Raw genomic sequence first — 12,116 nt, 5'->3', positions numbered from 1 at the left:
TCTCAGTATGTTAAGATATTATTGCAATTACGAGTTCGAAATTCTGACCCGAGGCTTTAGCCGAACAGAACGAAGTTAATTACGACTTGCAAATGATTGCCCAAAGCAATTGTAACGACTTAAGGTGGTTATTGCGGCGGGGCTCACCTCTTCCCATCCCGAACAGAGTAGTTAAGCCCGCCTGCGCAGATGGTACTGCAGTTATGTGGGAGAGTATGTCGCTGCCTTTTTTTACAAAACCCTTTATCAATTTGATGAAGGGTTTTTTGTTTTACAACAATTTTAAAAGAACAGATTTTATAAAAACTAAAATCTTAAAGCTATGGCCAATTACCGGATCAGGTGCAAAAGTTGGATCAGGTGCAAAAGTTGGGGATTATGCAAAAAGATTAGATAATCTGAACAAGAAAAAATCTATATTTCTCACTCCTCTAAATTGACTTCTAAAAGCTTTTATTTTTGCATTGAAAGATTCGGCAGAAGCATTTGTACTTCTGTTATCAAAATAGTTTAAGATTGACTTGTAATTAAAAGTTATGGTATTAAGCAGAATATTATTTAATTGAAAATCAAAACATTAATCAACAAGTCATACAGCACCAAATATTTATTGAATTCCAAAACCGGAAGAATTCTCTACAAAGACATTGACAAAAAAGATGCTACTGATTTATAAAATTTATATCAAAATTTCATAAATTCACACCAACAATCTTACATTTTAAAAGTATAAATTATTTTTTTTAGAAAATAATCCCCCTCAATACCAATGTGTTCCGATAAATCTTATTAATTTTGAGTAGTTGACATTAATAGAAAACACAACATAATGAAATCAATTAATTCATTAATTCACTTATACTCAACACCCTCAATACTGAAGTCAACACCAATTTCAGTTCTTGCGGTTACCACATTGTATATTATACTTGTGAAAATAAGTTTTTTAATAACAATTGATCCAGGAACCGTTAGTCCAATATATCTTGCTGCGGGATTTGCTTTTGCCTCTGTATTAATTTGGGGACGCAAAGCACTTATAGGTATATTTATTGGCTCACTTTATTCAAACATATTTCATAATACAGACATTGCAGACTTAGATAAAATAAATTTCTCAGCTCTCCTCCCAATAGGCATTCTTATTTCTATTGGAACGGTAATAGCATCAATCACAGCAACAATTATCGTAACTCGATTATGCAAAAAAGAGCATCCATTAAGTAATGGACAAAATATATTAGCACTACTTATTATAGGACCAATCTCTTATTCGACTATCACTTCTTTGATTGGAGTAATAAGCTTGACGCTTAACGGTTCAATTTCTACAGAACAATTTTGGTACTCCTATAAAACTTGGTGGCTAGGTGATTCAATTGGTATAATTTTAATTACTCCTTTTATGTTATCCTGGTTTTTAAAAGATTCTTTAAATAAGAGTAATTTTAAATTCTTCGAATTAACGATCTATGGGCTGGCAACAATTTTATTGTGTTTTGGAGTATTTTTTCAATATCATGATTTAAAATACCTCATCTTACCCTTATTATTCTGGTCTGCCTATCGTTTTGGAATTCAAATCACAACACTCTTCATTATTATAATATCATTGTTTGCCATTACAACAACGGCTCAAGGAATTGGTCCATTTAATGAAGAGCACATTAACGATTCTATTCTGTTTTTGGACTTTTTTTTAAGTGTAATAACAATTTGCAGTCTTTTTTTAGCAGGAATTATTACTGAGCGAAAAAAAGCTGAAGATTTAATTAAAACAAGTGAAAAAAATCTTCGTGAAAATCAAATTTTACTTGAGTCTACCCTTGAAAGCCCTAAAAATGTTAGTATTTATTCCATAGGTCGAAATTATGAATACTTAAGCTTTAATAATCAGCATAGCCATAATATGAAAATCCTGTATGATATAGATATAAATTTGGGGATGAAATTACAGGATTGCATCACTAATAAAGACGACCTTGAAGAATCTATATCTGTTTTGAACAAGATTTTTTTAGGTGAACACATAACTACCATAACACATTTTGAAATCACCAACAGTTATTGGGAATTTATAATCAGTCCTATTGTAAACCAAAACAATGAGATTGTAGGTGCTACAATTATTTCGACAAATATCACTGAAAAGATAAAAGCTGATGAAGCTTTGATAAAAAGTGAAGAAAAATATCGAACCATATTTGAAAATATTCAGGATGTGATTTTTCAAACTGATCCAAATGGTATTTTTTGGAACATAAGTCCTTCTGTCAAAGAGATTACAGGTTATAGCCCAGAAGAACTGATAGGAAAACCAACAAATGTTCTACAAACTGATGAGGAGGAGCCCGATGCCGTTATTAAACTTATAAACGAACAATTTATCTTGAAAAATTTTGAAAAATTGCTCAAAACAAAATCAGGAAAACTAATTTGCATTTCCCTTAGTGCTAAAATGATTTTTGACGAAAATGGAATAACACATCATATAGACGGCATTGCACAGGACATTACACAAAGGAAGGAAAATGAAAAGGAAATCGCTAATCAAAACCAAAAATTACAAATTCAAAATAAAGAGTTAGAACAATTTGCCTATATCACTTCCCATGATTTACAGGAACCATTGATTACACTAAAATGTTTTTCAGAACTCATCAAAGCAGATTTTCCAAAAGATGCGAATGAAAACATCAATCAATACCTAGATTTCATTTTGGAATCTTCTGACAGGATGCAAAAACTAGTCAAAGGACTATTAGACTATTCCAGAATAGGAAGTCAAATAGAAATAAAAGAAATTGATAGTAATGAAATCGTAAATGATGCAATTTCAATTTTATCGGATGTCATTGAAAAATCTGAAACACAAATCACTATTGGAGATTTACCAAAAGTTCAAGGGCATTCTATCGAATTAATTCAGCTATTCCAAAATTTGATAGAAAATGCAATAAAATTTAGAAAAAAAGAGACTCCTTTAAACATCAATATCACTGCAAAAGAAGTTGAGGACAATTGGGAATTTGCAATTGAAGACAATGGTATAGGGATTGAAGAACACAATAAAGAAAAGGTTTTTGTCATTTTCAAACGTCTCAATAATCGGGATGAATATTCTGGAATAGGTATCGGTCTTGCTATTTGCAAAAAAATCATTGCTCTACATAGCGGTACAATTTGGCTTGAATCTACATTTGGTCAAGGCACAATCGTTTACTTTACTATACCGAAAACAAAAACAGTAACGTCTTATTTCTAACAAAGTTAAACAATAGCTATATATGAAAAAATTAAATTCTGTTTTGCTGGTCGATGACGATGCGGCTACCAATTTCATCAGCAAAATGCTAATCAAAAAAGCAGGAATAACAGATCATATCGAAACTGCCCTAAACGGTCGTCAAGCTTTAGATTATTTGACAAACTCCGGCAAATATGAAAAATCGGACGGCATCTTTCCTCAACCTATGCTAATTTTACTGGATATCAATATGCCTGTAATGGATGGATGGGAATTTACAGAAGCCTTTTCAAAATTGGATGAAAATCAAAAAGGAAAAATTATTATTGTAATGCTCACTAGCTCACTTAACCCTGATGACAAAGAAAAAGCTTCAAAATTCCCTGCTATTTCAGGTTTTCAAAACAAGGTTCTTACTACGGAAGGACTTACTTCCATTATGGCTACTTATTTCCCAGGATATAAAGATTAATTTTTATCATTAAATCATCCAAATTATTAATTTATAAAAACAGTTGGCATAAAAACTATGACCAATAACAATGTTTATTGTTCTATAAAACATTCTTTTTACAAAAAAAAATATTTTTCTTGTCTTTTGTTATATTTTTTATATATTTATCAGATAATCGGAAAAACAAATCGTTTTGTCGATTATTTAGAACCAATACAAATAAAATTGTTCGATAAAAGATAAAATATGACCCCCATTTTACTTCTTCAACTACGAAGCATTATTACTTCGCCATTAATTTCAATATTTTGCAAAAAATTTGAAGAAAATGAAATATTATTGAGAAAATCTATTGATACCAGTATCTGCACCGTTCTTATTGGCCTCGAGAATATAATGGACAATACCATTTTATACGATAAAATCATTGATTCTATAACTTTTACCGAATTTTACAAAACCACAGAATTTGAAAATGGAAAAATTTCCTCTATAAACTACTCCTTTGAACAAGAAGGCTACACTCCCTTAAATTTGATTTTCTCCACAAAAAAAGGACGTATATCCGAAATGATATCAAATGAAGTAGGCATTAAAAGCGAAACAGCGGGGGCTATTCTAAATTTTGCAGTCATGCTGATATTATCTCATTTCGTAAATGAAAGACAAAAAACGGCAATTATCCAAAACGATTTAAATTCACAAAAAAAAGTAATACTAAACAATGTTCCAGAAGGTATTAGGGTACTTCTAGGATATTCAAATTTTGAATATCAAGATGCACATACCGATTCACATACATCTATAAAAACCAATACAAAACCTCATTTTTTAAATAAAATTTTCAAATTCTAAGCAGACAAGTTCATAAGTTTTTTTTAAATAAAAAATGGCAACAATCCTAAGACTGTTACCATTTTTCTCCTAACTAATTAAACCTATTTTAATATAAACTCTTGTGTAAGTCCTTCTATTTGAATTTTAAAAGTTCCTTTTTCGGAAATCCATTTCAAATCATTGTTTACAAATTGGAGGTCTTCTTGATTCAAAATAAAACTTACTGTTTTGCTTTCGCCTGAGGCAAGATTAATTTTTTCAAATCGCTTCAATGCTTTAACTTCTGGAGTTATACTTGCCACTTTATCCGAAAGATAGAGTAAAACAGATACTTTTCCACTTACTTTTCCTGTGTTTTTCACATCAACAGTAACTTTTAAATCATCTGAATTACTTATTTCTGTTTTATCAATTTTAAGATTTGAATATTCGAAAGTTGTATACGATAAACCTGTACCAAATTCAAATTGAGGTGAATAACTTTTTTCATATTTGGCGTCATTATTTTGCTCATCATCCCCTAAACTTTCTGTGTATTTGCGATTGTACTTTTCTAATGAATTAGGGTATCTAGGATAATTATACGGCAATCTTCCGCTAGGATTCACATCTCCATACAATATATCTACCATTGCTCTAGCACCTTCATTTCCTGGCAAATAGCACTGTACTACAGCACCCATGTTACCTTCAAAATCACTTATCAATCTTGGCCTTCCTTCATTCAAAACCAAAACAATTGGTATGTTCAATTTAGATAAAGCTAGAGCCAGTTTAGATTGCGAAGTGGTAATGTATAAATTACTAATATCTCCAGGCGTTTCAGTGTAATTTTTCTCACCGAGACATAGAATAATTTTAGACATGCCTTTGGCCATTTCAACTGCTTTTGCAATTTCTGCATCATCGAAGTTTGCTAAATCTGCTCCTGGAGTATATAACACATTTTCTTTGCCTATTTTATTTTGCAAAGCTTCCAGAATAGTCATTTTATCTGCTGCATAAGTATCTGAATTTTCTCCTTGCCAATTATATGACCAACCTCCATTCAAATTCTTCATACTATTAGCCGTAGGACCTGTTAGCAATACTTTTTCGTTTTTATTTAAAGGCAATATAGCATTGTTATTTTTTAACAAAGTGATTGACTCAGCTGCAGCATTGTATGCAGCTTCAACAAATTCTTGAGATCCAAACTTTGGATAATCTTTCAAGTTTGCAACAGTCGTTTGAAACAAATTCAATTCAAATTTCATTTTCAAAATTCTGGTTACCGCGTCATCAATTCTTGACATTGGAACTTCTCCTTTGTTCACTAAATCCAACAAATCAACATAAAAAGTATAATCTTCAGGAACCATACTCATGTCAATTCCAGCCATTACAGATAATTTCACTGCATCTCTATTATTTTCGGCTACTTTATGTCTGGTGTATAGATAAATAATATCTTTCCAATCTGACACTACAACCCCTTGAAAACCTAATTCTTTTTTCAAGACATCAGTAATTAAGTATTTGCTGGCATGAACAGGAGTCCCATTAATTTCACCCGAACTCACCATTACACTTTTGGCACCCGCTTTAATAGCTGCTTGGTAAATGGTCAGATCAAATTGTCTCAAAACTCGCTCTGGTATAATACTTGGAGTTCTGTCTTTTCCAGTTGTCGTGCTTCCATATCCTATATAATGTTTCATACAGGAAGCCACATTATATTTTGAACCTACATCATTCCCTTCAAAACCTTTTACCATCGCTTCGCCCATGCGACTTGATAAATACACATCTTCTCCAAAAGACTCCCACATTCTTGACCAAGCTGGATTTCTGGGCAAATCCAAATCTGGTGAGAAAACCCAGGGAATAGAAGAAGCTCTAGTTTCATAGGCCGATATTTCGGCTCCCTTTTTTACAATATCAGTATTGAATGTCGCTGCCATTCCTATTTGTTGTGGAAACAATGTAGCACCAGCAGTATAACTCGACCCGTGAATAGCATCTATTCCATACAATACAGGTACTTTTAATCTTGATTTATTGGCTTCATTGCTAATTGCCGTAATTACTTCATTCCATTTTTTAATAGTAGGTGCTCCTGGATTTGGCACATTTAAAATAGAACCAACATGATATTTTTGAATAGCTTCATTTAATTTTGCCATATCAAATTCTCCTGGTTTCCCTTTTGCTTCCAAAGAAGTAACAGTAATTTGTGTCATTTGCCCAATTTTTTCTTCGGTAGTCATTTTAGAAAGCAATTCTGCTACTTTCTTATCTAACTCAGGATTGGTGTTTTGACTTCTAACCCCATAAGCCAGAAAACTGAAGATTAGCAGTAGTGCAATTTTTAATTTCATTTTTTTATAATTTATCTTTTAAACTTAGATTTTTTAATAATTAACTAATTATTAATGAATTTTAAAAGTAATTATATTTATTAAAGAACTAGTTTTTAAGAAACTAATTTGGTTGTTTTTCATAGGTTTAACGTTTTCGTAATTCCATAATTAGGCCATAACTTCAAAACTTTTCTTTTACTTTCAAAGCTTTCCAAAAAAAATCCCATTTCACTTTTTTAGCGAAATGGGATTCTTTTAAATAGTGAAAACATCTTCAATTACTATCCATGATAAACTCTTGAAGCAACAATTTTATTTTCTTTTACCACAAGAACTTCAGCTACTAGCATATCTTCTTCACCCTCAACAGTGCGTATGTATTCCATAAAAACACGGTCTGCATTCGCCGTTAGAGAAGTTACTTTATAGTGTAGACTTGGCAAACGATCAAAAGCATCTTGCCACCAAGTTCTTAAAGCATCTTTTCCAGTTACCAACCCTTGCGTTTCAGGTTTACGAATTTTTAATTTCGGACTAAAATGCTCCGCTTCATCATCATAAAGGGATAATAATTGTTCCAAGTTATGATTGTTAAATGCTTCGAACCATTTAAAAGCAATGGATTGCAATTTTTCTGCTGTCATTTTGTTTGTTTTAAATTAAAAAATCCCTTTACATTTTGATATGAAAGGGATTGCGAAGTTATTTTCTAAAAAATTATACGTTCTTCAAATTAATAATTTCTTGTTCTGTTAGTAATCTCCAATTTCCTCTTGGTAAATTTTTCTTGGTCAAACCAGCAAAAGCTACGCGGTCAATTCTAAGTACGTCATAACTGAAATGTTCAAAAATAGAACGTACTACTTTTACGTTTGCAGATCTTAATTGAAGTCCTATTTCACTTTTGGCTTCACCTTCAATATAACTTACATCTTCAACATAAACACGGTGACCATCAAGAACAAGTCCTTTATTTATTTTCTCTAAATCTTCAAATTTTAAATTTTTATCTAAAGAAACTTGATAGATTTTGGATGATTTTTGATTCGGCAAAGTAAATTTACGAATCATATCGGTATCATTGGTAAACAACAAAAGTCCAGTCGTATTTTTATCCATTCTACCTATTGCACCAATTTTAGCATTGGTAGAACCTTTCACCAATTCCAACACATTACGATATTCTTGGCCTTCGTCAAGTGCAGTGGTGAAATTTTTAGGCTTATTCAATAAGATGTACACTTTTTTCTCTGGAGTTAAAACTACACCATCAAAATTAACTACATCTCCTGGTTTTACCATATAACCCATTTCGGTAACGGGAATACCGTTTACTTTTACATTTCCTGATTGAATGTAAATATCAGCATCACGTCTAGAACAAGTCCCTGAGTTTGAGATGTATTTATTCAAACGAATTTCATCTTTTACTTTAGGTCTTTTAGGCGCTTGATTAGGTTTTTTCTCTACTTTATCAGTAGTATCGGCAACTTTTACAATTGTTTTAACTTTTTTTGGCCCTTGTGCCCTTTTTTGCATCGCAGGTTTTGGCTTATTGGAACTTGGTCTAGAGCTTGTTGGTCTAGCACCACTTCTTTTATTATTGCCTTCCTTATTGTTCATAATATTCTATAATTTGCTGCAAAGATACTATTTATATCATTGGGAAACGATTTTTGGTAATTAGAAAAAGCTAACTACTTAATTAAATGAATGTTGTCATTCTAAAGATTTATTAAAAACATTACCCTAAACAGAGTAACATTAAATAGTCATCAATATTTTTTTCCCGTTCCACAAAACGCTAGGATTAATCAAAACTATACAAAATACACCCGCTACAATTAGAAATTTCAAAACATTGTGAAGTAAAACATATTGTTCTTTGGTTTCCCATTTCCACAAATACACCAAGAAAAAAATCATAATTATAAACCCGAAATAAAAGTAAATATCCATATAACCAACGTCATACACATTGATTAAAAAATAAACAGGTATAATGGTCAATAGCGCCAATCCTGTGATTATTTTTTTGGACACTTTTTCCCCATAAATAATAGGAATCGTTTTATAATCATTAGCCAAATCGCCTTTTAAATTTTCTAAATCCTTAATCATTTCCCGAATCAGAATTAATAGAAATAAAAAGGCTCCATGCGAAAATATAACAGCAAGTTTGCCACTATTACTTTCAATTTCATACAATGGCATTTTTAAATAATAATATAATAGAATTCCAAAAAAAGGTAAAACCGCTAATAAAGCAGCCATCAAATTCCCTATTAAAGGATACTTTTTAATTTTATGGGAATAAAACCAAATCAAGAAGATATAAGTCGAAAAAAACAAAACAGCTCTAAATGAAACAAAAAAAGCTATTAAAGCCACGAAAAAATTAAGGCTAAAATAGACTTGAAGTTTGGTTTTTTGGCTCACCAAACGATCCAGTTGAGATTTATTCGGTTTGTTGATTAAATCCTTCTTACTGTCGTAAAAACTATTGATAATATAACCAGAAGCAATTGTCAAACTAGACGCCAATACAATTATAAAGAGCTGAAAGTCCAACAATATTGACAAAGCTCTTTTCTCGGGAGCTAATATAAAAATAGCAGATAAATATTGGGCCAAAGCTATAACAGGAATGTTATAACCTCTAACTACAGAGAACAAACTCACAATCTTTAATACAAATAGTTTATGCTGCCTGCTTAACATGGAGTTTGTTTAGAGTTTATAAGTAGCGTTTATTAAATTGATTCGTTTTCTTCCGAAAAAGCATTTAAAATTTGGATGTCAGGAACCGCTTTTTCTTTTTATATGAAGAAAATTTCTTAATGGCGGTTTCAAATAAAAAATTAAAATTGATAAACAACTTCCAATTTAAAATCTTTCAAAGACTCTTTTGCTCTTTCTAAATCTTGCGTAAATCCTAAGATATAACCACCACCGCCTGAACCACAGAGTTTCAGATAATAATCATTTGAATCTATTCCTTTTTGCCAGATACTATGAAACTGTTCTGGAATCATCGGTTTGAAATTATTCAGAACAACTTTTGATAATTTTTTGGTATTTTCAAATAATGACTTCATATCTCCACCCAAAAAATTCTCTACACAAGCATCGGTATATTTTACAAATTGGTTTTTCAACATCGTACGGAAGCCTTTGTCTTTTAGGTTTTCCATAAAAATATTAACCATTGGGGCTGTTTCACCCACTATTCCAGAATCTAGTAAAAACACAGCTCCTTTACCGTCAAAACTTTGGGTCGGAATTCCAGTCGCTTCAATATTATCTTTTGAATTTATTAAAATTGGAATACTCAAATAACTGTTCAATGGATCAAGTCCTGAACTTTTTCCGTGGAAAAAGCTTTCCATTTGAGAAAAAATAGTTTTAAGAGTCAATAATTTTTCACGTGTCAAATTCTCTAAAACTGTAATTTTATGTTGTGCATATTTATCATAAATAGCAGCTACCAAAGCGCCACTACTACCTACTCCATATCCTTGTGGAATACTGGAATCAAAATACATTCCTGTTTGAACATCATTATTTAAAGTCTCTAAATCAAAGGTCACCAAATCGGGTTGCTCCTTTTGTAATTCTTCCAAATAAGTTACAAATCGTTTCAAATGACCATTTGATCGTATTGCTTCGTCTGAAGGATTAGCATCTTTCTTCAAAGCTCCATTGTAAAAATTATAAGGAATTGACAATCCTTTGGAGTCGCGAATAATTCCGTATTCTCCAAAGAGTAATATTTTTGAGTAAAATAAAGGTCCTTTCATGTGTATTTTTTAAATTATCAATTTGGGGTTGGCAATTATATTGTTTATTTTAAAAATCGACTACATCTCCACGATTTTCATTTTGTATCCCGATGTTTATTTCTTCCTGCTGTTCAGGCGTTAATTCCTCCCAAACCTCTTTTTCTTTGTCTTCAAAAACGGCTCTAATTTTCTTTAGAAGATTAACATCCTTTGTCTTTATTATCTTCTTGATTAATTTTAATTTTTCCGCATTCAAGTCCATAATTATAATCAATTAAGAACTAAAGATACAAAAAAAAAAAGCATTAACTTAATAAAGCACCATTTCCAATTTCGTCGCAAAGGTACTGACCATTTTGGCAATACCCAACTAATTCTGATTTAATAAATTGCAACACTTTTTCTTTGACATCATTTGGATACAACACATGCACATTGGCACCAGCATCCAAGGTAAAACAAACCGGGATTTTAGTTTCATTTCTAAACTTCCAAATTGCATTAATAATCTGCAAAGTATTTGGTTTCATCAAAATGAAATATGGCAAAGATGTCATCATCATAGCATGCAAAGTCAAAGCCTCGCTTTCAACAATTCTGATAAATTCTTCAAAATTTCCATTTTCAAAAACAGGAATCAGTTTATCTAAACTTTCATGTGCTTGAGCAAATCGCCTTTCGGCAAATGGGTGGTCATGCATCAAATCATGACCTACAGTGCTCGATACTTGCTTCTCTCCTTTATCAACCAATAAAATTGTGTCTTGTAAATTTTTAAAAACAGGGTGGATTTTATACGGATATTCAACACCAAACAAATCCGTGCTCCCTTTTATGTTCGCTTGATTTCCCCAAACTACTACTTGTCCTTTTACACTTCTACAAGCACTTCCAGAACCTAATCGCGCCAAAAAAGAAGCCTTACTATAGAAATAATCTTCTGTCATAGCTGGATTTAATGCTTTTTCCAAACTCATGAAATTCATTGCCAAAGCTGCCATTCCAGATGCCGATGAAGCAATTCCGGAACTATGGGGAAAAGTATTTTCGGTGTCAATCGTAAAATGATACTCTTTTAGAAACGGCAAGTATATTTCTACACGTTCAAAGAATTTTTGAATTTTTGGTTTGAAGTCTTCTTTGGGTTTTCCTTCAAATAATAAATCAAAAGAAAAATTGCCGTCATTTTGTTTTTTAGCGAAAGCCAAAGTAGTGATCGTTTTACAATTATTCAACGTAAAACTAACGGATGGATTAGCTGGAATCTGCTTGTCTTTTTTTCCCCAATATTTCACCAAAGCAATGTTACTTGGTGCACTCCAAGAAAAAGTTCCCTGGTCTATTGAATGGTTATATTTTGATGGGATAAAATCGTCAGTTTCAAACATAAATAGTAATTTTCGGCAAAGATACTTTTTTTGCTGAAATCGTTTATTCCTTTATTTGATAATCCT

The 12,116-nt window shown here is 31.7% G+C and carries 10 protein-coding genes, 1 rRNA gene and 1 pseudogene; 4 read left to right on the top strand and 8 right to left on the bottom strand.

All coding sequences use genetic code 11. From position 1 onward, the window contains the following. Positions 1-120 precede the first annotated feature (120 nt). A 5S ribosomal RNA gene (gene rrf / locus AC1DY0_RS16670) occupies positions 121-230 on the top strand. Positions 231-376: 146 nt separating this feature from the next. Here rrf and AC1DY0_RS16665 read toward each other — a convergent pair. Next, positions 377-541, bottom strand: a pseudogene (locus tag AC1DY0_RS16665) (transposase); the annotation flags it as partial. Positions 542-829: 288 nt separating this feature from the next. Between AC1DY0_RS16665 and AC1DY0_RS16660 the strand changes: the two are divergent. From AC1DY0_RS16660 to AC1DY0_RS16650, 3 genes are all read left to right on the top strand, one after another. Further along, positions 830-3,265 carry an MASE1 domain-containing protein gene (locus tag AC1DY0_RS16660; protein ID WP_477189713.1) on the top strand — a complete coding sequence of 812 codons (2,436 nt, stop codon included), beginning with the start codon at positions 830-832 and terminating at the stop codon, positions 3,263-3,265. A gap of 22 nt (positions 3,266-3,287) precedes the next feature. Then, positions 3,288-3,719 (top strand): response regulator, encoded by a 432-nt coding sequence (locus AC1DY0_RS16655; protein WP_477189712.1) that lies wholly within the window; start codon positions 3,288-3,290, stop codon positions 3,717-3,719. Positions 3,720-3,947: 228 nt separating this feature from the next. After that, the gene (locus AC1DY0_RS16650) at positions 3,948-4,556 is read left to right on the top strand and encodes a DUF937 domain-containing protein (RefSeq protein WP_477189711.1); all 609 of its coding nucleotides are present in this window, start codon (positions 3,948-3,950) and stop codon (positions 4,554-4,556) included. An 83-nt stretch (positions 4,557-4,639) separates the two neighbouring features. Here AC1DY0_RS16650 and AC1DY0_RS16645 read toward each other — a convergent pair whose 3' ends face one another. From AC1DY0_RS16645 to AC1DY0_RS16615, 7 genes are all read right to left on the bottom strand, one after another. Continuing rightward, the gene (locus AC1DY0_RS16645; RefSeq protein ID WP_477189710.1) at positions 4,640-6,898 is read right to left on the bottom strand and encodes a glycoside hydrolase family 3 N-terminal domain-containing protein; all 2,259 of its coding nucleotides are present in this window, start codon (positions 6,896-6,898) and stop codon (positions 4,640-4,642) included. Between the two features lie 263 nt (positions 6,899-7,161). Then, on the bottom strand, positions 7,162-7,524 hold the full coding sequence (locus AC1DY0_RS16640) for a nuclear transport factor 2 family protein (protein ID WP_477189709.1): 363 nt from the start codon (positions 7,522-7,524) through the stop codon (positions 7,162-7,164). A 73-nt stretch (positions 7,525-7,597) separates the two neighbouring features. After that, positions 7,598-8,503 (bottom strand): pseudouridine synthase, encoded by a 906-nt coding sequence (locus tag AC1DY0_RS16635; protein WP_477189708.1) that lies wholly within the window; start codon positions 8,501-8,503, stop codon positions 7,598-7,600. A gap of 141 nt (positions 8,504-8,644) precedes the next feature. Beyond that, a complete protein-coding gene (locus AC1DY0_RS16630; RefSeq protein WP_477189707.1) occupies positions 8,645-9,601 on the bottom strand; it encodes a geranylgeranylglycerol-phosphate geranylgeranyltransferase in 957 nt (318 codons plus the stop codon). A gap of 140 nt (positions 9,602-9,741) precedes the next feature. Continuing rightward, on the bottom strand, positions 9,742-10,680 hold the full coding sequence (locus AC1DY0_RS16625) for a mevalonate kinase family protein (RefSeq protein WP_477189706.1): 939 nt from the start codon (positions 10,678-10,680) through the stop codon (positions 9,742-9,744). A gap of 49 nt (positions 10,681-10,729) precedes the next feature. Further along, on the bottom strand, positions 10,730-10,924 hold the full coding sequence (locus tag AC1DY0_RS16620; RefSeq protein ID WP_477189705.1) for a hypothetical protein: 195 nt from the start codon (positions 10,922-10,924) through the stop codon (positions 10,730-10,732). Positions 10,925-10,967: 43 nt separating this feature from the next. After that, positions 10,968-12,050, bottom strand: a complete 1,083-nt coding sequence (locus tag AC1DY0_RS16615) for a diphosphomevalonate decarboxylase (RefSeq protein WP_477189704.1) — start codon at positions 12,048-12,050, stop codon at positions 10,968-10,970. Positions 12,051-12,116: the final 66 nt, after the last annotated feature.

The organism is Flavobacterium sp. P1_E4, from assembly GCF_056405915.1.
Note: the sequence above shows the minus strand (reverse complement) of the source record. Positions and strands in the feature narration are given on the sequence as shown.